Annotated in this window: 21 protein-coding genes; 11 read left to right on the forward strand and 10 right to left on the reverse strand. The window is 61.0% G+C overall.

Features of this window, described 5'->3' with window-relative positions; all coding sequences use genetic code 11:
• From QLG02_RS09765 to QLG02_RS09775, 3 genes are all read right to left on the reverse strand, one after another.
• The coding region (locus QLG02_RS09765) for a retention module-containing protein (protein WP_282465079.1) at nucleotides 1–2,148 on the reverse strand (2,148 nt) is incomplete at its 3' end.
• Nucleotides 2,149–2,376: 228 nt separating this feature from the next.
• Nucleotides 2,377–4,038: a putative transporter gene (locus QLG02_RS09770; RefSeq protein WP_017411002.1), complete on the reverse strand. Its 1,662-nt coding sequence runs from the start codon at nucleotides 4,036–4,038 to the stop codon at nucleotides 2,377–2,379.
• A 118-nt stretch (nucleotides 4,039–4,156) separates the two neighbouring features.
• Entirely contained in the window at nucleotides 4,157–4,792 is a 636-nt protein-coding gene (locus QLG02_RS09775) for a hemolysin III family protein (RefSeq protein WP_282465080.1), read from the reverse strand.
• A 224-nt stretch (nucleotides 4,793–5,016) separates the two neighbouring features.
• Here QLG02_RS09775 and QLG02_RS09780 point away from each other — a divergent pair, with 224 nt between their 5' ends.
• The 3 genes from QLG02_RS09780 (at nucleotide 5,017) to QLG02_RS09790 (ending at nucleotide 7,500) form a co-directional block, all read left to right on the forward strand.
• Nucleotides 5,017–6,522, forward strand: coding sequence for an aminotransferase class V-fold PLP-dependent enzyme (locus QLG02_RS09780; RefSeq protein WP_282465081.1), 1,506 nt, complete (start codon nucleotides 5,017–5,019; stop codon nucleotides 6,520–6,522).
• Nucleotides 6,523–6,626: 104 nt separating this feature from the next.
• Nucleotides 6,627–7,178 (forward strand): septation protein A, encoded by a 552-nt coding sequence (locus QLG02_RS09785; RefSeq protein WP_024946223.1) that lies wholly within the window; start codon nucleotides 6,627–6,629, stop codon nucleotides 7,176–7,178.
• A 25-nt stretch (nucleotides 7,179–7,203) separates the two neighbouring features.
• Nucleotides 7,204–7,500: a YciI family protein gene (locus QLG02_RS09790; RefSeq protein WP_005309589.1), complete on the forward strand. Its 297-nt coding sequence runs from the start codon at nucleotides 7,204–7,206 to the stop codon at nucleotides 7,498–7,500.
• 80 nt (nucleotides 7,501–7,580) lie between these two features.
• On the opposite strand, the gene cysQ is transcribed toward QLG02_RS09790, so the two are convergent.
• Nucleotides 7,581–8,351 carry a 3'(2'),5'-bisphosphate nucleotidase CysQ gene (gene cysQ, locus QLG02_RS09795; protein ID WP_282465082.1) on the reverse strand — a complete coding sequence of 257 codons (771 nt, stop codon included), beginning with the start codon at nucleotides 8,349–8,351 and terminating at the stop codon, nucleotides 7,581–7,583.
• A gap of 168 nt (nucleotides 8,352–8,519) precedes the next feature.
• Between cysQ and QLG02_RS09800 the strand changes: the two genes are divergently transcribed.
• From QLG02_RS09800 to QLG02_RS09810, 3 genes are all read left to right on the forward strand, one after another.
• Nucleotides 8,520–8,840 (forward strand): ComEA family DNA-binding protein, encoded by a 321-nt coding sequence (locus tag QLG02_RS09800; protein WP_017410999.1) that lies wholly within the window; start codon nucleotides 8,520–8,522, stop codon nucleotides 8,838–8,840.
• A 94-nt stretch (nucleotides 8,841–8,934) separates the two neighbouring features.
• Entirely contained in the window at nucleotides 8,935–9,846 is a 912-nt protein-coding gene (gene galU / locus QLG02_RS09805; protein ID WP_282465083.1) for a UTP--glucose-1-phosphate uridylyltransferase GalU, read from the forward strand.
• A 213-nt stretch (nucleotides 9,847–10,059) separates the two neighbouring features.
• Nucleotides 10,060–11,457 carry a peptide MFS transporter gene (locus QLG02_RS09810; RefSeq protein WP_011707249.1) on the forward strand — a complete coding sequence of 466 codons (1,398 nt, stop codon included), beginning with the start codon at nucleotides 10,060–10,062 and terminating at the stop codon, nucleotides 11,455–11,457.
• Nucleotides 11,458–11,529: 72 nt separating this feature from the next.
• On the opposite strand, the gene QLG02_RS09815 is transcribed toward QLG02_RS09810, so the two are convergent.
• Complete coding sequence (locus QLG02_RS09815; protein ID WP_017410997.1) at nucleotides 11,530–12,501, reverse strand: response regulator; 972 nt, start codon at nucleotides 12,499–12,501, stop codon at nucleotides 11,530–11,532.
• Between the two features lie 340 nt (nucleotides 12,502–12,841).
• Here QLG02_RS09815 and QLG02_RS09820 point away from each other — a divergent pair, with 340 nt between their 5' ends.
• From QLG02_RS09820 to QLG02_RS09830, 3 genes are all read left to right on the forward strand, one after another.
• Entirely contained in the window at nucleotides 12,842–13,519 is a 678-nt protein-coding gene (locus tag QLG02_RS09820; RefSeq protein ID WP_158196739.1) for a DnaT-like ssDNA-binding domain-containing protein, read from the forward strand.
• Between the two features lie 69 nt (nucleotides 13,520–13,588).
• On the forward strand, nucleotides 13,589–14,443 hold the full coding sequence (locus tag QLG02_RS09825; RefSeq protein ID WP_282465084.1) for a DnaA/Hda family protein: 855 nt from the start codon (nucleotides 13,589–13,591) through the stop codon (nucleotides 14,441–14,443).
• A 127-nt stretch (nucleotides 14,444–14,570) separates the two neighbouring features.
• The gene (locus tag QLG02_RS09830; protein ID WP_282465085.1) at nucleotides 14,571–15,206 is read left to right on the forward strand and encodes an SDR family oxidoreductase; all 636 of its coding nucleotides are present in this window, start codon (nucleotides 14,571–14,573) and stop codon (nucleotides 15,204–15,206) included.
• Between the two features lie 110 nt (nucleotides 15,207–15,316).
• Here QLG02_RS09830 and QLG02_RS09835 read toward each other — a convergent pair whose 3' ends face one another.
• From QLG02_RS09835 to QLG02_RS09850, 4 genes are all read right to left on the reverse strand, one after another.
• On the reverse strand, nucleotides 15,317–16,513 hold the full coding sequence (locus QLG02_RS09835; RefSeq protein WP_282465086.1) for an ABC transporter permease: 1,197 nt from the start codon (nucleotides 16,511–16,513) through the stop codon (nucleotides 15,317–15,319).
• A gap of 103 nt (nucleotides 16,514–16,616) precedes the next feature.
• The gene (locus QLG02_RS09840) at nucleotides 16,617–17,753 is read right to left on the reverse strand and encodes an ABC transporter permease (protein WP_282465087.1); all 1,137 of its coding nucleotides are present in this window, start codon (nucleotides 17,751–17,753) and stop codon (nucleotides 16,617–16,619) included.
• A complete protein-coding gene (locus QLG02_RS09845; RefSeq protein WP_282465088.1) occupies nucleotides 17,753–18,757 on the reverse strand; it encodes a biotin/lipoyl-binding protein in 1,005 nt (334 codons plus the stop codon). Before QLG02_RS09845 ends, QLG02_RS09840 begins: the two co-directional genes overlap by 1 nt.
• A 73-nt stretch (nucleotides 18,758–18,830) precedes the next feature.
• A complete protein-coding gene (locus QLG02_RS09850; protein ID WP_135319048.1) occupies nucleotides 18,831–20,237 on the reverse strand; it encodes a TolC family protein in 1,407 nt (468 codons plus the stop codon).
• 290 nt (nucleotides 20,238–20,527) lie between these two features.
• Here QLG02_RS09850 and dusB point away from each other — a divergent pair, with 290 nt between their 5' ends.
• Together dusB and fis are read left to right on the forward strand one after the other, a co-directional pair.
• Nucleotides 20,528–21,493: a tRNA dihydrouridine synthase DusB gene (gene dusB, locus QLG02_RS09855; RefSeq protein WP_011707259.1), complete on the forward strand. Its 966-nt coding sequence runs from the start codon at nucleotides 20,528–20,530 to the stop codon at nucleotides 21,491–21,493.
• A gap of 25 nt (nucleotides 21,494–21,518) precedes the next feature.
• Nucleotides 21,519–21,815: a DNA-binding transcriptional regulator Fis gene (gene fis / locus QLG02_RS09860; RefSeq protein ID WP_005309538.1), complete on the forward strand. Its 297-nt coding sequence runs from the start codon at nucleotides 21,519–21,521 to the stop codon at nucleotides 21,813–21,815.
• A gap of 82 nt (nucleotides 21,816–21,897) precedes the next feature.
• Here fis and QLG02_RS09865 read toward each other — a convergent pair whose 3' ends face one another.
• Nucleotides 21,898–22,530 (reverse strand): LysE family translocator, encoded by a 633-nt coding sequence (locus tag QLG02_RS09865; RefSeq protein WP_118880542.1) that lies wholly within the window; start codon nucleotides 22,528–22,530, stop codon nucleotides 21,898–21,900.
• Between the last annotated feature and the right edge of the window lie 365 nt (nucleotides 22,531–22,895).

The raw sequence follows: 22,895 nt of genomic DNA on the forward strand, positions 1-22,895 counted from the left end.
CTCGGTCAGGGTCGGGTTGGTTTCATCTTCCACCACGCCGCCAGTGTCGCTACCGCTGATCACCGCGGCATCGTTGACGCCGGTGATGGTGATGGTCACGGTGTGCTCGGTGCCGTCCACGGACTTGACCACAAAGGTCTCGACCTTGGTCTCGCCCTCGCCCAGGTACTGCACCTTGCTGTTGTCGACGTTGTAAGTCCAGGCACCGCCTTCGGTGATGGTCAGGCTACCCAGTGCGCCCGCGCTCGGGGTGCCGTTGCCGGCCAGGAACTTGGCTTCATCCGCCCCGTCCACGTCGGTCACGCTCAGGGTGCCGGTCTCGGTCAGAGTCGGGTTGGCCTCGTCTTCCACCACGCTACCAGTGTCGCTACCGCTGATCACCGCGGCATCGTTGACGCCGGTGATGGTGATGGTGACGGTGTGGGTGGTGCCATCCACGGACTTGACCACAAAGGTCTCGACCTTGGTCTCGCCCTCGCCCAGGTACTGCACCTTGCTGTTGTCGACGTTGTAAGTCCAGGCACCGCCTTCGGTGATGGTCAGGCTGCCCAGTGCGTCCGCACTCGGGGCACCGTTGCCGGCCAGGAACTTGGCCTCGTCGGCGCCGTCCACGTCGGTCACGCTCAGGGTGCCGGTCTCGGTCAGAGTCGGGTTGGTCTCGTCTTCAACCACGCCGCCGGTGTCGGTGCCGGTAATGACGGCCGCATCATTGACCGGCGTAACAGTCCCGGTCACGCCGCCTGTGGCACTGTTCAGGCCATCGGTGATGGTGTATTCAAACGCGATGTTGCCATTGAAATCCGGGGCCGGCGTAAAGATCAGCTGGCCATTGCTCAGGGTGACGGAACCATTGCTGATCGCTACCGTACCGCCTTCGGCAATGGTCTGGCCGTTGATGGCGGTAATGGTGAGACGATCGCCATCCACATCCGTGTCGTTGCCAAGCACATTGATGGTGACGGTGCCGTCCTCCGCCACGGTGAACTGGTCGTCGCCCGGCAGAGGCGCGGCATTCACCACGCTGTTGTCGGTCCCCTTGGGCGAGGTGTTGCCCACCGGGTCGGTCAGGGTGGCATCCACCGTGATGGGGCCGTTGACCGGCAGATCCGTGGTAGGGATAGTCAGAGTGACCTGGGTACGGCCGATGTCGTCGGTCGTCAGAATTCTGCTGGAGTCAGGCACGCCATCACCGTTCCAGTCCACATCGAGACGATCACCAGCCTTGGCGTCGCCCGGCAGCCGGATGATGACATCCACCCCGTTTTCGCGCTCATTGGCGGAGATGACATTGTCCGCGCCGTCCTGGATTTCCACTTGTGGCGCCGAGGGAGCGGTACTGTCCACGCTGCCGTCATCGGTCGCGGTGCCGGTGTTGCCGGCCGGATCGGTGACGCTGGCCGTCACTGTGTAGGAGCCATCAACCAGCGGAGTGGTGACATCCACGCTGAAGGTGCCATCCGGATTGACGGTGGTGATCAGAGTTTGCTGGTTGCCATTGGCATCGGTCACCAGCAGAGTCACGGTACTGCCTGCGTCGGCATCCGTGGTTCCGGTGATGGTCGGGGTCGTGTCGTTGGTATTGTCAGGTGCGGAGACGGTGATCACCGGCGGGACGAGATCAATCAGGCGATTCTCTTCACCCGGCAGTGCATCAGCGATCACGCCGGCATCGGTCTGGTTGGCAGTATCAAAACCGGCCGCCGCTATGGTGGCATCACCGGTACGATCGATGGTAACGAAACCACCGTTGCCACTGGCGCCAGCCACACCACCAATGCCACCACCACCGGCGGCAGGCGCCCCACCCGCGGCAGATGCTTCAAATGCCTTGGTCGGGTCGGCGCCGCCCAGGATGGCCTGCTGCAGGGCCGCGATGTCATTGGGATTGCCGGACGGCACATTCTGGGCAAGCTGCGGCTCTTGAGACGTTTCATCCTCAACCTGCTGCTCGTTGGTCGGGCTCAGGGTGAAAGTCTGGTTGCCGCCTTTGAAGCTGGCGCCTTCAGGAGTGATCAGCACCGCATCCTTGGGCAGGATATCGCCTTCGGCGAGCTGCTTCTGGCTGCCATCAGCGGCCACCAGATAAACCTTGCCTTTCAACTGGGTAACGACGACGTCCTGATCCAATGCGATATTGTGGCTGCTCATGTTCTCTCCTGAATCTCTATTGGCATGCAATATTCCACCGTCTAATGTGCCCGCGAATGGCGCCGGAAACCAGTTAGAAAATTCGAATGGATAGACTGATTTGAGGCTGGAACGGTCGGTTAAACAGAAGGGTCAACAACGGTGGGGATGGAAAATAAAATCAAGATGATCAATGTGTTGCATTTTGATGACGGGAGCACTGCCAGTGCCCCCGTCAGGGGCTTCATATCAGGCGCCAGCCCACAGCAGGATGGCCAGCAACTGGGGTGAGATGATGCGCAGGAACATCACCAGCGGATAGACGGTCGCGTACGACAGGGCACTGGCACCACTGGTGGGGTGCATGCCGTTGGCAAACGCCAGGGCGGGAGGATCCGTCATGGAGCCGGCCAGCAAGCCGCACAGGGTGAGGTAGTTCATCTTGCCGTACAGACGGGCCAGCACGCCGACCACCAGCAGCGGGATCAGGGTGATCGCCACCCCATACATCATCCAGGCCGGGCCATCGCCGTTGATCAGGGTATCGATGAAGCCGGCGCCGGACTTGAAGCCCACCACAGCCAGAAACAGCACTATGCCGATCTCCCGCAGCGCCAGGTTGGCACTGGGGGGCATGAACCAGTAAAGCTTGCCGATGCTGCCGATGCGCGACAGGATCAGCGCCACCACCAGCGGGCCGCCCGCCAGACCCAGCTTGAGCGCCGCCGGGAACCCGGGCAGGTAGAAGGGGATGGAGCCGAGCAGCACGCCAAGGCCGATGCCGATGAACACCGGCAGCATCTGCACCTGCTGCAGTTTCTGCTGTACGTTGCCCACCACATTGGTGACCGCCTCGATGGCGTCGAGTCGTCCCACCAGGTTGAGGATGTCACCGAACTGCAGGCTGGTCTGGCTGGTCGGCACCAGCTCGATGCCGGCCCGGTTGAGGCGCGAGATCACCACGTCATACTTCTGCTTGATGTCGAGATCACGGATCTTTTTGCCAAGCACCTGCTCGTTGGTCACCACCACCCGCTCCACCCGCAGATCGGTGCCGCGAGTGGAGAGCGAGGTCTCCACCTCCTCCCCCAGTACCAGCAGCACCTTGCGCAGAGCGTGCCGCTCACCCACCAGGTGCAGCAGGTCGCCCAGTTCGATGCGCGAATCCGGCCGCGGCACCATCAGCTCCTCGCCGCGCTTGAGGCGCGAGCAGATGACGTCTGCCTCGTCGAGACTCGGGATCTCGCTCAGCATCAGACCGTGGATGTTGGGGTTGCGCACCGCGATGTTGATGGTCTGCAGACTCTCCTTGGTCTTGCCGGCCTGTTGTTCAAACTGGGCTGCTTCTTCGTCGATCTTGATACGAAAGAACATACGGATCAGCCACATGGTCAACAAGATGCCACAGATGCCGAACGGATAGGCGACCGCATAGCCCATCCCCATCAGGCCGGTGGAACCGGGCGCGGCGCCCAGCTCCGCCAGGATCTGCTGGCCGGCACCGAGAGAAGGGGTGTTGGTCACCGCGCCGGAGAAGACCCCCAGGATCACCGGCAGCGGCACGTCGAACAGCTGGTGCAGGGCGGCCGCCACGGCGCAGCCAAGCAGTACCAGCAGGGCGGCGAAGCCGTTGAGCTTGAGGCCGGAGCTGCGCAGGGAGGAGAAGAAGCCGGGGCCGACCTGAATGCCGATGGTGTAGACAAACAGGATCAGGCCGAACTCCTGGATGAAGTGCAGGGTCTGCTCATCCAGCGCCAGCCCCGAGAGGCCGGCGAAGTGGCCCACTATAATGCCGCCGAACAGCACCCCTCCGATCCCGAGACCGACGCCATAGACCCGCCAGTTTCCCAGCCAGAGCCCCAGCACTGCCACCAGCGACAACATGCTGATGGAAAGCGCGATATCACTCATTTCGTGCATCCTTTGCGAATTGAACTGTCCCTAGCTTGTCAGCAAACGTCGCGACCAACTGTGTGATACCGCACGAATTTATCCTTTCGAGCAGCAAAAAATACCAATTAAGGGCTAGTTAGGCGACGTAGCCATAAATGGCCATAAAGTGACAAACGCTGCCCCCCAGTACGAACAGATGCCAGATGGCGTGATTGTAGGGAATGCGCTTGGCCACATAGAAGATCACCCCCAGGCTGTAGATGAGACCACCCAGCCCGAGCAGCAGCAAGCCTTCCCCCTCCAGATGGATATAAAGCTGATAGACCACCAGCAACGACAGCCAGCCCAGCATCAGGTAGGTAAACAGCGACAGCTTCTTGAAGCGGTTGATAAAGAGCAGCTTGAACACCACCCCCGCCAGCGCCAGCCCCCAGATCACCACCATCAACCCCTGTGCCAGCGGCGTGTCGAGCGCCACCAGCAGGAAGGGGGTATAGGTACCGGCGATCAGCAGATAGATGGCACAGTGGTCGAATACCTTGCACCAACGCCTCGCCGGCCCTTCCGCCATGCTGTGGTAGAGGGTCGAGGCCAAGTAAAGCAGCACCAGGCTGCCACCATAGAGGCTGTAACTGACCAGCACCTGAGGGCCCTGCGCCCAGCCCTTGTTCAACAACAACACCAATCCCAGGATCCCCAACACCAGCCCCAGGCCATGGCTGAGGCGGTTGGCCAGCTCCTCGCGGGGCGAATAATCCGTCACACTGCTCATTGCATACTCCTGCCCAAACTGTGCTCACTCTAGCTGCCGCCATTTCAGAGTACAAGTGTTAGCTTAAAGTGATTTTCATGCCATTTGCCGTGTGTTGAGGAGATGCGCATGGCTGTCACCCGCTGGCCTTTGGTGTATGCTCTGCGGCCGATGCCCACGTAGCTGTTGCCACCGCGCTTGCTCACCCCCCAGTGACTCCCTGGCAACCCGGTCTGGAGAACCTGATGAAGTTGACTGAACTGTTTGCACTACCGGATCCGGCCTTCGGCCAGGCCATGACGGATCTGCTGGAGACCTTCCACCACTCGGATGACAGTCAGGCTCCCTACCAGCGCGACCAGTTCACCCACCAGCTCGATCAATCCCGCATGCCGGCCACCGGTATCGCCATGGATGAGTACCTAGCACGTCTGGCCACCCTGGTGCCTGGCGCATCCCACCTCACCTCGCCACGCTACATGGGCCACATGACGGCCCCGTTACCGGCCTTCACTGCCGAGCTGTCCCGCCTGGTGGTGATGCTCAACCAGAACCCGATGAAGATGGAGTCCTCCCGTCTGCTCAGCTTTCTGGAGCGGGAGGTGCTGGCCAAGCTGCACCGCCTCATCTATCGCGCCGACGATCTCTTCTATGACGCCCAGATGCATGCCAAGGATGCCGCCCTCGGCGTCATGACCAGCGGCGGCACCATCGCCAACGTCACCGCCCTCTGGCTGGCCCGCAACCGTGCCTGCGGCGACAACCTGTTCGCCCTCTATGAGCAGGGCTATCGCGGCGCCGTCATCCTGGGCTCGCGGCTGATGCACTACTCCTTCGACAAGGGGATGGATCTGCTGGGGCTGGGGGCACGCAGCGTCTGGCGCCTTCCCACCGACGACCAGAACCGGCTCGACATGGCGGCGCTGGAGCAGGCTCTTGTCCAGTGCAAGGAGCAGAAGCTCAAGGTGCTGGCACTGGTCGGCGTGGCCGGCAGCACCGATTTCGGCTCCATCGACCCCTTGCCTGAGCTGGCGGACATTGCCGAGCGCGAGCAGATCCACTTCCATGTGGATGCCGCCTGGGGCGGCCCGACCCTGTTCTCGCCCCGCTATCAGGCGCTGCTGGCGGGGATCGAGCGAGCCGATACCGTCACCCTGGATGGCCACAAGCAACTGCTGGTGCCGCTCGGTACCGGCATGCTGCTCTGCCGCCAGCCGGACCTGATGATGGCGGTCAAGCGGGAGGCCCCCTACGCCATCCGCGCCAGCTCCTTTGATCAGGGGCGCTTCACCCTGGAGGGCACACGCCCGGCCAATGCACTCTATCTGGATGCAGCCTTCCAGCTGTTCGGCCAGCAGGGTTATGCCGAGCTCATCGAGGCCAACTACGACCGGGCCCGCCTGATGGCCAGCCTTATCGACCAGGATCCCGCCTTCGAGCTGATGTCGGCCCCGGTGATGAACCTGCTCTCCTATCGCTGCATCCCCCCTCATCTGCAGGGCAAGGTACTGGACGAGGCTACCAACGAACAGGTCAATACCTTCAACGTCGCCTTGCAGAAGGCTCAGCGCGCCGAGGGGCACAGTTTTGTCTCCCGCACCCAGCGCGCCGTGGGTCGCTACGGCCCCCAGCCGCTCACCCTGCTGCGGGCCGTGCTGCTCAATCCGCTCATCGAAGAGCGCCACATCCGCGATCTGCTGGCGGATCAGCAGCGGCTGGGCGCCGAGATCACAAGGCAGCTATTTGGCTGAGGAACTGGCTGGTGAATGAGCGGTCTTATTCATTTGCCGTTGCCCATCAGGCAGGTACACTGAATGAAATTTTGCGGTCCACTTTTGAGGGCGACGAGCCAGACATGAAGCAATTTATTGAATTTATTCCTCTTATCGTTTTCTTTGCAGTCTACAAGTTCTACGACATCTACATGGCGACCGGCGCCCTGGTGGTGGTGACCGGTCTGCAGCTCGCCTACAGCTGGATCCGCTATCGCAAGGTCGAGAAGATGCAGCTGTTCACCTTCCTGCTGGTCGGCTTCTTCGGTGGTCTCACCGTCTTCTTCCACGACGACACCTTCATCAAGTGGAAAGTTACCGTCATCAACGTACTGTTTGCACTGGGCCTGCTCATCAGCCGTTACGGCTTTGGCAAGAACCTGATCAAGCAGATGCTGGGCAAGGAGCTGCAGGCACCGGATCCCGTCTGGGATCGGGTCAACCTCGGCTGGGTCGGCTTCTTTACCGTCTGCGGCCTGCTCAACCTCTATGTGGCCTTCAACCTGCCGCAGGAGATGTGGGTCAACTTCAAGGTGTTCGGTCTGCTCGGCATGACCCTGGTATTCACTCTGTTGAGCGGTGTCTATCTCTATCGCCACCTGCCCGCCGAGCAGAAAAATGAAATGAAAAAATAACTGCCATCAAGAAAAGGATCCTCTCATGTGGTATCTCATCTATTCCGAAGATGTTCAGGGCAGCCTGCCGCTGCGCAAGCAGGCGCGCCCGGCCCATCTGGCCAGGCTGCAGGCGCTGCAGGATGAAGGACGGCTGCTCACCGCCGGCCCCAACCCGGCCATTGATGCCGAGGATCCGGCCGATGCCGGCTTCACCGGCAGCACCGTCATCGCCGAGTTCGCCTCACAGGCGGATGCCAAGGCCTGGGCTGATGCCGATCCCTATGTGGCGGCAGGTGTCTATGCCAAGGTGACCATCAAGCCGTTCAAGAAGGTCTTCTGACCCAACGCGAATAGAGAAATAAAAAAAGCCGGACTGGCAGTTCACGTCAGTCCGGCTTTTTTGTATCCCGATATCTCGTTTTATGCCTTGGCCACGAACCAGGGGTTGAGGATGTCCGGCTTGTTGTAGCGCAGCGGCGAGCCATCGAGCTGGGTGACGCTGCCGCCCGCCCCCTCCAGCACCGCCTGCGCCGCGCCGGTATCCCACTCGCAGGTGGGAGCGAGGCGCGGGTAAAGCTCGGCGCCCCCTTCGGCGATGATGCAGAACTTGAGCGAACTGCCCATGGAAATCAGCTCAATCTCGCCCCGCGCCATGTCACCAAAGCCCGCCAGGTAATCCAGGGTGGCCTGGGAGAGGTGATTGCGGCTGCCCACCACCCGCCAGGGTGTACCTTCCTGATGAGGTCGGCTCTGGATGGCCTCACGCTTGCCATCAGCCACCCGCCAGGCCCCCAGCCCCTTGCCGCCATACCAGAGCTGGTCCAATACCGGGGCATAGACCAGTCCCCAACGCGGAGCTCCCTCTTCAATCAGGGCGATATTGACGGTGAACTCGCCGTTGCGGGAGACAAACTCCTTGGTGCCGTCCAGCGGGTCCACCAGCCAGTAGCAGGACCAGCCGTGGCGCGCCGCCATCACCTCTGGCCCGGACTCCTCGGACAATACGGGGATGTCGGGAGTCAGCCGGGCCAACGCCTGCACGATCACCTCGTGCGCCCCCTTGTCGGCGGCGGTCAAGGGGCTCTCGTCCTGCTTGTACTCCACCGCAAAGGGCTGACTGTAGATGGCCATGATGGCGTCACCGGCGGCACGGGCGATGGGCTCCAGCTCGGAAATCGCAGGAAAAAACATAAGAAAAGACATCCTGGTCAAATGGTTAGCACAGTGTACCTATTTTGGAATGGCCTGGGTTATAGCCGATTCAGCTGAGTTATAACCCTGTTACTTCTGACAGACAAAAAGTGGCGCGACTCGGCTAATTCTCAATAGGCATACCAAACCACACAAGGACGTGACGCCATGAACTACAAGACCCTCACCGCCACCCTGCTGCTGAGCTGCCTGCCCCTGCTCAGCCAGCCTCTGCTGGCCGCCGACAAGCCTGCTGCCAAGCCGGCAACCACGGTCACCGCCGCCAAGGAGAGCGGCAAGGTGAACCTGAACACCGCCAATATCAATGAGTTGACTGCGCTCAAGGGCATTGGTGAGAAAAAGGCCCAGGCCATCGTCGATTACCGCGAGAAGCAGGGCAAGTTCACTACCGTGGATCAACTGGCCGATGTGAGCGGCATCGGGCCAGCCACGCTGGAAGCAAATCGGGACATGATTATCGTCAAGTAACCGATCCATACCCCTCCCCTCATAAGGGCAGCCTGTGGCTGCCCTATTTTTCTTCGGGTATCATGGGCCCACTTTGTATCTCTGGACTCTCTCCATGAAAAAGACACCGCTCGTTGTACGCAAAGCCGTTCTTCCCGTCGCCGGTCTGGGCACCCGCATGTTGCCAGCCACCAAGGCCATCCCCAAGGAGATGCTGCCCGTCGTCGACAAACCGCTGATCCAGTATGTAGTGCGCGAAGCCATCGCCGCCGGCATCAAGGAGATCATCCTGGTTACCCACTCGAGCAAGAACTCCATCGAGAACCACTTCGACAAGAGCTTCGAGCTGGAAGCGACCCTCGAGAAGCGGGTCAAGCGGCAACTGCTGGAAGAGGTGCAACACATCTGCCCGAAAGACGTCACCATCATGCACGTCCGCCAGGGGGAAGCCAAAGGTCTGGGGCACGCGGTGCTCTGCGCCCGTCCGCTGATCGGCGACAACCCGTTTGCGGTGCTGCTGCCGGACGTGCTGATCGACGAGGTGGCCAGCAATCCCAAGCAGGACAACCTGGCCGAGATGGTGCACATGTTCGAAGAGGATCACATCAGCCAGATCATGGTGGAAGCCGTCCCCGAGAGTGAAGTGGACAAATACGGCATCGCCGACATCAAGGGCGAAGCGCTGAGCGAGGGCATGTCTCTGCCGATGCAGGCCATCGTCGAGAAACCGCCCCGTGACGAGGCCCCCTCCAATCTGGCCGTGGTCGGCCGTTACGTGCTCTCTTCCAACATCTGGCCGCTGCTGGAGAAGACGCCGGCCGGTGCCGGCGACGAGATCCAGCTGACCGACGCCATCGCCATGCTGATGGAGCAGGAGCAGGTCAACGCCTACTTCATGAAGGGTCGCAGTCACGACTGCGGCAGCAAGATGGGTTATATGAAAGCCAACGTGGAATATGCCGTGCGCCACCCGGAACTGAACGGTGAATTCATTGCGTGGCTGAAACAGTTCGTCAAACAGTTGTAATAGCTGAATATTTAACCTGTTAATAGCATTATATACTGGGCATCATTCGATGCCCTTTTTCATTTTATAAACAAATATTCAACCATTGATAGATAAAATATCGCTAAATCATAATATTGTAATTTAATCACGCTTGTTCTATAAGGATTATGGCTTGTTCCTAGCCCTTGCATAAAATTTCTAAAAAAATATAAGACACAGGTGGAAGTTCCAATGAATAATCCGTCCAAAGGGACCTTTTTAGGTCACCCTAAAGGGCTTTTTTTGCTCTTTAGTACCGAACTGTGGGAGAGATTCTCCTATTACGGCATGCGTGCCGTGCTCGTGCTCTATCTGACTGACATGACTGCCAACGGCGGGATGGGCTGGACTCAGGCCGATGCCCTCAAGCTGTACGGCATCTATACCGGTCTGGTCTACATTACCCCGATCATCGGCGGCTGGCTGGCTGATACCTTCCTCGGCCAACGCCGCGCCATTCTGTTTGGTGCCGTGCTGATGGCCGCCGGCCAATTTACCCTGGCGCTGCCGCATGCCATGTTCCCGGACATGGTCAACACCGTCTTCTATTCGGGTCTCGGCTTGCTGATCGTGGGTAACGGTCTGTTCAAACCCAACATCTCCACCATGGTGGGTGACCTGTATCAGGAAGGTGACCACCGTCGTGACGGTGCCTTCACCATCTTCTACATGGGTATCAACCTGGGCTCCCTGCTGGCCGGCGTGATCTGTGGCGCTGCCGCAACCGCCTATGGCTGGCAAGCCGCCTTCGTCAGCGCCGGTATCGGCATGCTGCTCTCCCTGGTGGTACAGGCCACCATGGCTCAGCGTTTCCTGGGTGACATCGGCCGCGTGCCGGCCGCCCAGCGCGCCGCCGAGCAGCGCTCCAAGGAGCAGAAGGCTCCGCTGACCAAGCAAGAAGTGGATCGCATCAAGGTCATCCTGGTGCTGGGTCTGTTCACCATCATCTTCTGGGCAGGCTTCGAGCAGGCCGGTGGTCTGATGAACCTGTACGCGCAGGAGTATACCGACCGCATGATCGGCAGCTTCGAAGTGCCGACCGCCTGGTTCCAGTCCCTGAACCCCTTCTTCATCATCACGCTGGCCCCCATCGTGGCCGCCATCTGGATCAAGCTCGGCAAGAAAGAGCCGAACTCCCCGGTGAAGTTCGCCATGGGCTTGCTGTTCCTGGCCGTGGGCTTCCTGTTCATGATCGGTGCCGTGCTGGAGCAAGGTGGTGATCAGGCCGTCAAGACCTCCATGTTCTGGCTGGTCGGTGCCTACCTGTTCCACACCCTGGGCGAGCTTTGCCTCTCCCCGATCGGCCTCTCCATGGTGACCAAGCTGGCTCCGCTGCGCCTGGCCTCCCTGATGATGGGTGCCTGGTTCGGCTTCGTGGCCCTGGCCAACTATGCCGCCGGTTTCATCGGCTCCTTCGTCGGCGAATCCGGTGCTATGGCCATCTTCGGTGGCATCGCACTGGCCGCCGTGATCAGCGCGCTGATCCTGCTGACCATGGCCAATCGCCTGGTCTACTGGATGCACGGTGCAGAAGGTCCGGCCAAAGAGCCGCAGGAACACGACAAGAAGCTGCAATCTGCCGCCGTCTAAGCAGTCAGGATTGTCAGCAGCAAAGAGGGCGCCCATGGGCGCCCTCTTTGCATGTGGCCGTCTGACACGGCCTCAATGATGTCGAACCTGCACATGCAGGGCACTGCCGCTGTCACTGCGAAACTGCAGGTCAAAGGGTTCATGCCAGCTGCGTCTGTGCAAGGCGTAGTGGCTGGTACGCAGCAGACCGAGTGGCAGGCCGCCGGAGCGCACCAGCCAATGGGGCGAAGTCAGCCCGGCATTGGCAAAGACCAGCCCGTCCTCCTGATCAAACAACAGAGCGGCCATGGCGAAGGAGTGGCGCAGACCGGATTCGACCAGCTGCAGATTGAGGTAATCGAGCAACCGGTGGGGCTGGGTCAGCAGCAGACTCTCGCCACGCTGAAACTGGCGATACGGGGCGTTCATCAGGGAGCGCACCAGCGCGCCGCAAAAGGCGGCATCCACCCCGAGGATCGGCAGCTCCATCACCAGCACCAGCAGCTTGTCATCCACCTTGAAGGTATCGGGAATGAACAGATTGCCCATCCCTTCAAAGGTGACCTGCCAGGGCCCCCACTCCTGCAGGCCAGGCGGCTTCAACCAGGCCAGCAGCCGGGTCGCCGCCTGGTCGTGTTCACGAAAGAAGTCGATGTGCTCCATCAACTCCAGCTGTTGTCCATAACCGTGGTTGGCGCTCAGGCACTGCTCTATGCTGCGACGCACCTGACCGAAGTCAGAGATGGGCTTGAGCAGGAAATCGCGGGCACCGGCGCGCAGCGCTCGCTCGACCGCCTCCATCTTGCTCTGGGCCGAGATGACAATGACAGGAATATGAGGGTAGCGGGCCGTGAGGCAGGCGATCACCTCATGCCCATCCATGTTGGGCATGTTCAAATCACATAACACCACATCGGGGTGATAGAGAGCAGCGGCAGAGAGACCTTCAATGCCGTCTTCGGCCTGGAACACGCAGGCACCATCGTGAGCGAGATAATTGACCAGCGAGTGGCGAAAAACGGCTTCGTCCTCCACCACCAGGATCCGTAGTCCGGCTTTTGACATCTTGATAAAGCTCTTATTAGTCAACCAGTTATTTAGCCTCAAGCCTAGACCATAACCGACTGCATTGACCAATCAGATGATTGAATAATCGCCGAAAAATCCATGCCTGCTAGCTATTCTGGCGGCCAACTGCTTGAAATAAAGCAGCTAATGATGCTCATCGAAACTCAGCTTTTTCTCCTCTTTGCAGCTTGGCTGCCAAAGAAACAGCGTCATACGAAAACAATCAACCCCGATTGCGAGCGAGCCGACCACCCGCCGGCGGTGCCGGACATGCCATCAATTGTATGAGGCTGCGCCATGGGGGATAATACCGCCACGTCCGTCAATGAAGCATGCCATGACCCCTGCCGAATACAGCGCCCTCGCTCATCCCAGATTGTCCCACCCGGCCCGCAGCCTCTATACCCTGCAGCTGCGCCGGCTGGTGCTGGAAAATCAGCTGGCCAGGCTCAACTACCCCGAACTCGGCCGGGCGCTGGCGGTGGTCGACCCGGGCGATCCCAGCGGCTTTTCCTTTCAGGTCAATGCCCGCCAGCTGACCGAGCTGTTCGATGAGCTGATGGAGGCGGGTTTGCTGCAAGTCGAGGCGCAAAACGACAGTGAGCACTACCATCAGTGCCCGTTCCAGCTGCCACTGCTGACCCAGCGGGTGCGCAGCCCGCTGCCGGAGCGCCCATTCCAGATGCACCTGCAATGGCGCCCGGATACAGAGCTGCCGGCCCTCGCCCGCCTGTGCGGGGTGATCGATGCCAGCTACAGCGAAGAGGATCTCGGCGAGTTCATCGCCTACTGGCTGGGGCGACCCGAGGTGTTCGACTCCCAGCACCAGTGGATGCTCAAGTTCATCCGCGCCCTCAAGACCCGCCGCTATACCCGCCGCAAGCCGATGGAGGCGCAGGGCTACCAGCAGGTGACCCCGGCACAGGTCGAGGCGGGCCCAAGCAAGCGGGCGCAGGAGATGATCGAAGAGGCCAAGCGGCTGGCCGGCCAGTCACAGGAGCCGGATAATGATTGATAGCAGGCACCGCCAGCAGGCAAAATCAGAGACCTGTCCCCACCCCAGACCGAGCAGAAGGAGCATTCCATGACTGACCCGCACGATCCCCTGCGCCAGGAGCTGGAAGAGATCGAAGCCAAGCGCCAGAAGATCGCCAAGGCCAAGCAGGATCATCGCGTTCACGACCCGGAATTGAGCCGCCACGTAGGAGGCCTGCTGGAGCGCATTCGTCGCCTTCAGCAAGAGACCGGCGGCAGCCAGTACGACTACGAGACCCTGCGCAAAGAGTACGACGCCAAGGCCAATGCCGAGGTGCGCGAGCTGCAGAAGGCGGCGCGCCAGGAGCGGATCCAGAAGCTGATCGCCCAGGCCGACCTCAACCCCGACTGGGTGTTTGAACGGATGGATGCCGGCGATCTGGCGCTGCAATATCCCATCGAGACCGCCCGCTACTTCATCAGCGGTTTCGAGCACTGGGAGAAGAGCGGTGGTGGCTGCATGCTGATCTACGGTGACTACGGCACCGGCAAATCAACCCTGGCGGGCGCCGTGGCGCACGAGTTGATCGCACGCCACCAGAAGTCGGTGATCTTCCAGCAGTGGGCCTCCATCGTGGACAGGTTGTTCTTCAACGTGATCCAGGATCAGGAAGAGCGCAATCAGTACCGGCGAGCCCTGGAAGAGGTGGATCTGCTGATCATCGACGAGGTCTCGGCCAACCGCGCCAAGATGGCGGAGAGCCAGTCCAGCTTCCTCGGCCACCTGCTGCGCCGCCGTCGCAACCTGTCGAAAAGCGTCATCCTCATCACCAACCACAATCCCCAGAGCCTGCATCAGGCGATAGGTGATTTCGCGTTCGAAGCGATCAAGGCGTTCAATCCGGTGGATATCCACCTGAGCGGCCCCAGCCGTCGCCCCCATATCGGCCACTACAACGGTTGATCCCCGTGCGAGCCAGGCTCCCCCCTGGCTCGCCGCTTCCCTCTTCCCCAGACAAATAAAAACAACTCTCATTTACAGCCTCCCCACAACCCTCTAGGCTAGCCCTTTCGTCAAAGGGAGCAGCAGCATGCCAACCACACTCATCTTCGGAGCCAGCCGCGGGCTAGGCCGCGCCTTCACCGAACAAGCCCTGCAGCAGGGCCACCGGGTCATCGCCCTGATCCGCAGTCCCGAGGTGACCACCGAGCTGCGCGCTCAGGGAGTCGAGGTCGTCAGCGGCGATGCCCTCGACCCGCAAGCGGTAGCGGCGGCCTGCCAGCTGGCCGGCGACGGGGCGCAGGTCATCTCCACCCTCGGCAGTTTTCGCCAGGCAGAGCCTGTCGACTATCTGGGCAATCGGCAGGTGATCGATCAGATGGAGCTGGCGGGGCTCAAGCGCCTGCTGCTGGTGACCTCACTCGGTTGCGGCGACAGCTGGCAATATCTGCCACAGCGGGCGCGGGCAGCCTTCGGTCACGAGGTCAGATTGAAGAGCCTGGCGGAGAGCTGGCTGCAGACCAGTGTGCTCGAGTGGACCATACTGCGTCCGGCAGGTTTGCAGGATGGCGAGGCCACCGGTCAGGCCGTGCTGAGCCAGGGCGAGGAGGTGCACGGCCTGGTGCGTCGTGCCGACGTCGCCGCCTGCGGGCTGCGTCTGCTGGGTGACAAGACGGCACACAGCCAGATCTACGCCATCGGCGATCCCGAGCTCCAGCGCGGCTAAAGCTGCGCCAGCTTCACTGAGTCCAGCGCATACAAAAACGGTCAGCCCAAGGGCTGACCGTTTTTCGCTTTACCGCACACGCCGTATCACGCGCGCTGGTACCATCCCGCTTAACCGGCGATCGTTTCACTCTGCGCGGCAGGCTGGCTGGCAACCGGCAACGACGGCCGCCGCCAACGCAACAGCAGGCACGCCAGCCCCCCGTAGAGCAGCGCCAGCCCCCACAGCTGCCACCAGTAGTGGGAGACCTGAGCAAACTCGGCCCCCATCTGGTTGAGCTGCAGAAATCCTTCGATGGCCGGGGTGCTCGGCACCCACTGGGCCAGCCAGTTGAGCGGAGTCGGGATCAGCTCCAGCGGCCAGATGAAACCGGCCAGAAAGACCAGCGGCAGCGAGGAGACAAGCACCACCTGGGTCGGCAGATCCCGGCGGGTAAACAGTGCCCCGAGCACCACTCCCAGCCAGGTGGTGGCCAGCAGGAACGGCAGGGTGAACAGCCAGAGTGCGGCCGGCTCGGCGGTGCGCACTATGTTGTAGTGATCGAAACAGAAGCCGAAGAAGTAGCTCACCGGCAGCACGAACAGCCCCCCCACCACCAGGGTGCGGGCCAGCAGCAGTGGCAGGATGGGGGCATGCTGCCAGTAGCCCGCCTCGCCGCGCTGTCTGCGCTGGTTCTGGGTCGCCCCCAGGATGCCGGTGCCCATCAGCAGCACCTGGTGCAGGATCAGCACGAACACCGCCGGCACCACGTAGTTCACATAGCCCATGGTGGGGTTGAACACCGGCAGCACGTTGAGCGCCACCGCATTCCAGCCCATGGCGGCCTGCGGCAAGGCCTCACCGTGACTCAGCAATCTGGCGACCTTCACCTGGGCGGCCAGGGTGCCGCCCGCCTGGGCCAGCCCCTCGGCAATGGTGCCGTAAACCAGGAAGTAGGAGGCATCGCCGGCATAGCTAAGGGTGACGCTCTTGCCCTGCATCAGATCTCGATAGAAGTGGCGGGGGATGTGCAAAATGCCGCTGCCCTGCCCCGCCAGCAGCAACGCGCGAGCCTCATCCAGACTGCCCGCCCGCGCCACCAGTTTTACCTGCGGCGTGGCATCGGCCATGAACTCCAGCTGGCGGGAGAGCTGACTGCCGTCCTCGTTGACCACCACCACCGCCTCTTCCCGCGGCAGCTGGTGCAGATAGGGCTGCGGGTAGAGGAAGGAGTAGAAGAAGACGCCGCCGAACAGGGTGAGCATGATGGCCCTGTCCGCCAGCAGGGTGCGCAGCTCGAGGCGCAGCAGATCCCAGAAACCTAGCATGTCATTGGCTCCTTCCACCGCCAGGAGGCGGCGATTTGTGGCGCCAGCGAGAGGCTCAAATCAATCGGCCGCCACTCGAGGCGTGGCAAACCCCAGCATTCCATCATGACCTGGGCTCCTCATTAACGGGAACCGCGCTCGCCTGAGCCTGATAGCGGCGAACCACCAACAGCAGGGGCAGCAGAAACAGCAGCAGGGCGCCAAACTGGGGCAGCGCCGCCGCCAGCGGTTGACCGTAGTTGGTCTGGCCTATCTGCAGCTCGACATAGTGGGAGATGGGCAGCAGGCTGCGCCAGAACTGGGCGAAATCCCCCATGGCGCTGACCGGAAAGGTGACCCCCATGAAGGCAAAGCCCGGCGCGGTGTAGGCACCGGCCAGCGACAGGGCGCGGGCCGGATCCCGGATGATGCCGTAGAAGAAGGCCCCCATGCTGACGCAGGCGGCCGACGCCAGCCCCAGTCCTGCCGTCAACACCAGCCAGCTGCCCTGCATCGGGTAACCAAACCCCTTGAACAGCAGCAGGCTCCAGCCCAGCCCCCAGCCCCAGCCAATCAGCACGTGGGGCAGCAGGGTGCGCCAGAGACCGAACCAGACCCCTTTGGTAGTCCAGTCCAGCCCCAGCCGATCGGTGCGGGCCAGCGCATTGATGCCGTAGAGCACCACCAGGATCTGCCACACCGCCGGCAACAGGGCACTCAGCAAAAACTGGGCATAGCTGGAGTTGATGTTGTAGAGCGCCGTCACCTGGCTGGCGATGGGCACCGCCTGCCCCAGCGCACCGGGCAGCGCCTTGCCGCCCGCCATGGCCGAGAGCACGCCCACCTGACCGTTGAGCGTCCCGACCACTTGGGCCAGCGCCGAGTTGACCAGCTTGGCGATCAGGATGAACTGGCCGTTGTTGAATACGGTGACCTGCGGCTGGGTGCCTTGCCGGGCATCGCGCTCAAGGTGGTTTGGCAGCACGACCAGGGCGTAGATGTCGCCCCCTCGCAGTGCGCGGGCCCCTGCCTCGATGGAATCAAACTGCTGGGCGACCTTGAGTCCGGCGGAGGCATCCAGCGAGAAGGCCAGCTCACGTGACAGCAGGCTCTGATCCAGATCCACCAGACCTATCTTGAGATCCCGCGCCAGCCCTGCCGAAAAGACCCAGCAGAGGATCCCTATCAGCAACAGGGGTAGCCAGCTTGCCAGCGCCCGGCCGAACGGATCCTGCCACAGCAACCGCCATTCACGTCCCATCAGAGTTCGACCAGCACGCTCATGCCGACCCGCAGCCCCTCAACCGGTTGCAGCGGGCGCGCCTCTACCTGGAAGCTCTTCATGTCAAAGCCCTGGCGGGTATCGGTGGCACGCCAGGTGGCGAAATCCCCCATCACGGCCACATGGGTCACCTTGAAGCGCACCGTCTGCTCGCCCAGGCCGGGAATACGGGCATCGAACTCGGTACCCAGCGCAAAGCGGGGCAACAGATCTTCACGCACGTGGAACTGGGCCCAGGCATCGCTCATGTCGAGCAGGGTCACCACCGGGAAGCCCTGCGGCGCCAGCTCTCCGCTGCGCAGCAGCACCTGGGAGACTTCCCCGGTGTGCGGGCTGGCGATGCGGGTATCGGCCAGGTAGGCCTCCACTTCGGCCACACCACCGGCTGCCATCTTGGCCTGCTCGCGCGCCGCAATCTTGGTCTCTTCCCGCGCCCCTTCCAGGGTCATCTGGTATTGCTGCCAGGCCATGCCTTCGCTGTACTTGGCCGCCTGCCAGGCGGTCCAGGCCTCATCGCGCTTTTGCAGCGGCATCACGCCATCCCGATGCAGGCTGGCGATGCGCTCGTAAGTCTTGCCACGCAGCAGCGCGGCTGCCTTGGCCTTTTGCCACTGATCCTTGGCGGCGGCAATCTGCTGCGCGCGCGCCCCTTTCTCGGCCTCTTCGGCCATGGCGCCAGCTGCCGCCTGACCAGCCTTGGCCTGACTCAGCTTGGCTTCGATTTCCGGGCTGGCCAGGGTAAACACCAGCTGATCTTTGACAAGCTGATCACCCTTTTTAACCAGCACCTCGTCGATGCGGCCCGCCACCTTGGAGGAGACGGAGTACTGCTGCGCCTCGATCTGCCCCTGCAGGCGCACCGGCTCCGGCTGATAGGCCAGCCAGAAACACCAGCCCAGCCAGATGACCAGCAGCACCAGCGCCAGTGGCAGCAACAGCGGCTTGGCCTGGCTCATCTTCTTCTTGATGGGGGGATGACTCATGCATTCACCTCGGCAAACGGGCGACCCTTGGCGGTCGAAACAGACATGAAAAAAGGAGCAGAGTGGCGCGCGATCATGAATTCACCTCGATCACTTGCCCATGCTGATATTGATTGAAACTGTTCATCTGACCGGAGAGTGCCAACAGGCGGGCCAGCGAGATCACGTATTGATAGGCGGCAGCAGCGCGCTGGGTCTTGACCCCGGCCAGCTGGTTGCGGGCATCCACCACGTCGAGGGAGGTAGAGAGCCCCTGCCCGAACGCCTTGTCCCGCAGCAGCACGTTCTCCTCGGCCAGCGCCTGGGTGGAAGAGAGCGACTGGAACTCCTCCAGCCCCTGCGCAGCCTCGCGCCAGGTCTTCTCGACCAGCAGCTCCAGATCCTGGCGGGTCTTGGCCTGCAGCAGATTGACCTGCAGCTCGGCGCTCTTGGCCGCCTGTACCGTCTCGGAGCGGCCGTCACGGCTCACCAGCGGCATGCTGACGCCCACCCCGACCAGCCAATCCGGCGTGGTCTTGGAGGCCAGCGAATCATCCTCATAGAGGTTGTAGTTGCCGAACAGGAACAGCTCGGGGGCGTACTTGCCCTTCTCCAGCTTGATCATCCCCTGCGCCTGCTCCTTCTTGGCCGTCAGCAGCTTGAGACCGGGATGCACCGCCAGCGTCTCCTGCACCAGGGCGTCGAGCTCGGGCATCTGCTGGTTGATGAAGAGCTGGGTGTTGGGCTCGGCCTGCTTGAGCTTGAGCATGTGGCCAAGGGCCAGCTGGGCGATCTCCAGGCTGCGCCTTGCCTTCTGGGTATCGATGCGCGCTCGGTCATAGGCCGACTGGGCGGAGAGACGTTCGACCCGGGCAATCTGGCCCTGGGCCTCCAGCTTCTTGGCATGCTCCAGATGGCGGGACAGCCCCTGCTCGATCTCCTGCTTGGTCTGCACCACCTGGGCCGCCAGCACCACGCCGAAGTAGGTCTGGGAGAGGCTTTCGAAGGTGGACTGCTGCTTGAGCACCAGCAACTGCTGCGCCTCGCTCACCTGGGCCTGGCGAATGTCCTGTGCCGCATCAATGCGGCCACCGGTAAACAGCGGCCACAGCATCTTGACCGAGCTGGTCACCACGTTCTGTTTGGTGAGGGGGGTGACGAAGTCGTTGGGCGTCAGCTTGAGCGCCTGCATGATGGGCGCCAGCACCTTGCCGAATTCCGGATGGTTGGCGATGGGGTTGAGATCCATCATGTCGAGCTCCATCGGCTGATCGAGGTGGGTATAGCTGGCCCCCACATCCACCTTGGGCAGATACATGGCCTTGGCCGCCTCGCGCAGTTGCTGCGCCCGCTCCACCCCTGCCTGCTCGGCCGCCAGCCCGTCATCCTGGCGGATGACCCGACTCCAGGCTTCGCTGAAACTGACCGTCTGGGCCTGGGCCGAACCCAGCACGGCGCCAAGCAGACACGGGTAGAGAGATTTGATGAACCTTGCCGTCATACATCCCCAATCTGTTTGTAATGAAATTGTTTGGAGCCTTTGCTCGATACAAGCTCGCTATCATAACGCAAACCGGTCCGGGATGGGGACAGGCAAATCGCCTCTCCCCTCACCCATTTGGCCCCGCCAGTCCGGCTCGACAATATGTCTGATTTTCAAGCACTCCTGAATTTGCAAGCCTTGGCGCGACGTTTTTTTCAGAAAAAAATGGCTGACGCTCAAATACTAACCTTTTCTCCTGACTAAAAAATGCGTAATATACGCCGCCCTAAGCCGATGGTAACCGTGGAATGCAGATAGGTCCCCACACGCTTGAAACTCCCCTGATTGTGGCTCCCATGGCCGGTGTAACAGACCGACCATTTCGTGAACTTTGTTTACGATTGGGCGCCGGCATGGCCGTTTCCGAGATGCTGCTGGCCAACCCGGATGTCTGGGATACCCAGAAAACCAGGATGAGAATGGATCACTCTGCAGAAGGTGGCTTGCGATCGGTCCAGATTGCCGGAGCCGACCCCGAGATGATGGCGTTTGCTGCCCGCTACAACGTGGAGCAGGGCGCTCAGATCGTCGACATCAACATGGGATGTCCGGCAAAAAAAGTGAATAAGAAGCTGGCAGGTTCCGCCCTGCTGCGCCAACCCGATCTGGTCAGAACCATCTGCCGGGCCGTGGTGGACGCAGTGGAGGTACCTGTCACCTTGAAGATCCGCACAGGATGGGATCCGGATAACCGCAATGGCGAGGAGATCGCCCGAATCGCCGAAGATTGCGGTATCGCGGCCCTTGCCGTGCATGGTCGTACCCGTACCGACCTCTATCGGGGCGAGGCGGAGTACGACACTATCAGGGCGATTAAGCAGGCCGTATCGATTCCTGTTGTCGCCAATGGCGACATAGACAGCCCGGAGAAGGCCCGGTATGTCCTCGACTATACCGGCGTTGATGCCGTGATGATCGGCCGTGCTGCGCAAGGACGACCCTGGATTTTCCGGGAAATCCGTCATTTTCTTGAGACGGGCACCAAGCTGCCGCCTCCCGAAAGGGAAGAGGTTCGCACCCTGATGAACGAGCATGTAACCAACCTGCACCAGTTTTATGGTGCATATCTGGGAGCGCGCATTGCCCGTAAACACGTGGGCTGGTATCTGGATGAAGAAGAGACGGGCCGAGAATTCCGTAAGCACTTCAATGCCCTGGATTGTGCAGATGCACAACTCGAGGCACTCGAAGCGTATTTCGATGGATTAGGTTAACGCATAACTAAAGAGCCGACCGAATATGTTCGAACAAACCCTGACTTCTGATGCATTGGTAACAACTACTCACAATCACGCTGCCGAGCCGACCCAGCGCCCCCTGCGTGACTCTGTGCAACAGGCCCTGCGTAACTACCTGGCCCAGTTGAACGGTCAGGAAGTGATTGATCTGTACGATATGGTTCTCTCCGAAGTCGAAGCTCCCATGCTGGACGTGATCATGCAGTACACCCGTGGTAACCAGACTCGCGCCGCCGTGATGATGGGCATCAACCGCGGTACTCTGCGCAAGAAACTCAAGCGCTACGGCATGAACTGATTTCAGTCAGCCTGCTGCAATGCAGACGAAGGCGTATCCCAGCAATGGGATACGCCTTTTTCTATGCCCGGCGTTTACCCTCTCACTCCACCGCCAGCTTGATGCCAAGCCCCACGAACAAGCCTCCCATCAAACGGTTGAGCCAGCGGCCCAACCAGCCAGGCAAGGCCACCTTGCGGCTCGCATAAGCGGTCGAGAAGGCCAGTAGATGGCACCAGATCATACCGTTGAAATTGAAGATGCAACCCAGCACGATGAAGGCCAGCGCCTTCTGCGGTGCATCGGGAGCGATGAACTGGGGAACAAAGGCGAGGAAGAACAGGGCTACCTTGGGGTTGAGCACATTGGTCAGCAACCCTTGTCGGAAGATCCGGCCGTAGGAGAGCGCAGGCAGCCGTACGGCAGGCTCGCGCACAGCCGGTGAGCCAGCCCCTTGCCACAGGAGCGAGCCGCCCAGATAGACCAGGTAGAGTGCCCCCATCAACTTGATGACGGTGAACAGCTCGGCCGAGGCACTCAGCAAAGCCGACAGTCCCAGCGCAGCCGCCAGCACATGCACCATGGTGCCCGTCCCTATTCCCAACGCTGCCACCGAACCGGCCCGCCAACCTTGTGAACCGCTGCGCAGCATGATGAGCAGGGAGTCCGGTCCCGGCATCATGTTCAACAGCAGGCCGGATACGACAAACAACGCCAGATCGTGGATCCCCAACATACACAGCTCCTTATGCCTGAAAGAGACAGTCTATGGATCCAGCCTCCCTTGTCATCCCCCGCAGCAGCAATAGTGATCATCGACGAATGGAATAGCTGGACAGCTCAAACGCTACAAGCGGTCAGAACCAGTGGCTGGAGGGTACGGTGAGATTTGAAAATGAGAAGATAAACATCGAGATATCGAGAGTTCAACAACATCAATCTAGCGGTACTGAAGCATTCACGACAAAGGGGGAGCAATAATTGGAGCTGGCACCAAGACTACAACACGCTGAATTTCAGACAATAAAAAACCCCGCTCATCTGAACGGGGTTTCTCGTGTTGGGTGCCTGGCAGTGTCCTACTCTCGCATGGCGAATGCC

This window comes from Aeromonas sp. V90_14 (assembly GCF_029967615.1).
Lineage (GTDB): Bacteria > Pseudomonadota > Gammaproteobacteria > Enterobacterales > Aeromonadaceae > Aeromonas > Aeromonas hydrophila.

Excerpts from the sequence above, each read along its gene's own strand:
- QLG02_RS09820 (WP_158196739.1), top strand. The coding sequence starts at position 12,842 with ATGACCCCTGCCGAATACAGCGCCCTCGCTCATCCCAGATTGTCCCAC.
- cysQ (WP_282465082.1), bottom strand. The coding sequence starts at position 8,351 with ATGTTTTTTCCTGCGATTTCCGAGCTGGAGCCCATCGCCCGTGCCGCC.
- QLG02_RS09835 (WP_282465086.1), bottom strand. The coding sequence starts at position 16,513 with ATGCTAGGTTTCTGGGATCTGCTGCGCCTCGAGCTGCGCACCCTGCTG.
- galU (WP_282465083.1), top strand. The coding sequence starts at position 8,935 with ATGAAAAAGACACCGCTCGTTGTACGCAAAGCCGTTCTTCCCGTCGCC.
- QLG02_RS09865 (WP_118880542.1), bottom strand. The coding sequence starts at position 22,530 with ATGTTGGGGATCCACGATCTGGCGTTGTTTGTCGTATCCGGCCTGCTG.
- QLG02_RS09800 (WP_017410999.1), top strand. The coding sequence starts at position 8,520 with ATGAACTACAAGACCCTCACCGCCACCCTGCTGCTGAGCTGCCTGCCC.
- QLG02_RS09785 (WP_024946223.1), top strand. The coding sequence starts at position 6,627 with ATGAAGCAATTTATTGAATTTATTCCTCTTATCGTTTTCTTTGCAGTC.
- QLG02_RS09825 (WP_282465084.1), top strand. The coding sequence starts at position 13,589 with ATGACTGACCCGCACGATCCCCTGCGCCAGGAGCTGGAAGAGATCGAA.
- dusB (WP_011707259.1), top strand. The coding sequence starts at position 20,528 with ATGCAGATAGGTCCCCACACGCTTGAAACTCCCCTGATTGTGGCTCCC.
- QLG02_RS09780 (WP_282465081.1), top strand. The coding sequence starts at position 5,017 with ATGAAGTTGACTGAACTGTTTGCACTACCGGATCCGGCCTTCGGCCAG.
- QLG02_RS09830 (WP_282465085.1), top strand. The coding sequence starts at position 14,571 with ATGCCAACCACACTCATCTTCGGAGCCAGCCGCGGGCTAGGCCGCGCC.
- QLG02_RS09850 (WP_135319048.1), bottom strand. The coding sequence starts at position 20,237 with ATGACGGCAAGGTTCATCAAATCTCTCTACCCGTGTCTGCTTGGCGCC.
- QLG02_RS09840 (WP_282465087.1), bottom strand. The coding sequence starts at position 17,753 with ATGGGACGTGAATGGCGGTTGCTGTGGCAGGATCCGTTCGGCCGGGCG.
- QLG02_RS09790 (WP_005309589.1), top strand. The coding sequence starts at position 7,204 with ATGTGGTATCTCATCTATTCCGAAGATGTTCAGGGCAGCCTGCCGCTG.
- QLG02_RS09810 (WP_011707249.1), top strand. The coding sequence starts at position 10,060 with ATGAATAATCCGTCCAAAGGGACCTTTTTAGGTCACCCTAAAGGGCTT.
- QLG02_RS09770 (WP_017411002.1), bottom strand. The coding sequence starts at position 4,038 with ATGAGTGATATCGCGCTTTCCATCAGCATGTTGTCGCTGGTGGCAGTG.
- QLG02_RS09845 (WP_282465088.1), bottom strand. The coding sequence starts at position 18,757 with ATGAGTCATCCCCCCATCAAGAAGAAGATGAGCCAGGCCAAGCCGCTG.
- QLG02_RS09775 (WP_282465080.1), bottom strand. The coding sequence starts at position 4,792 with ATGAGCAGTGTGACGGATTATTCGCCCCGCGAGGAGCTGGCCAACCGC.
- QLG02_RS09815 (WP_017410997.1), bottom strand. The coding sequence starts at position 12,501 with ATGTCAAAAGCCGGACTACGGATCCTGGTGGTGGAGGACGAAGCCGTT.
- fis (WP_005309538.1), top strand. The coding sequence starts at position 21,519 with ATGTTCGAACAAACCCTGACTTCTGATGCATTGGTAACAACTACTCAC.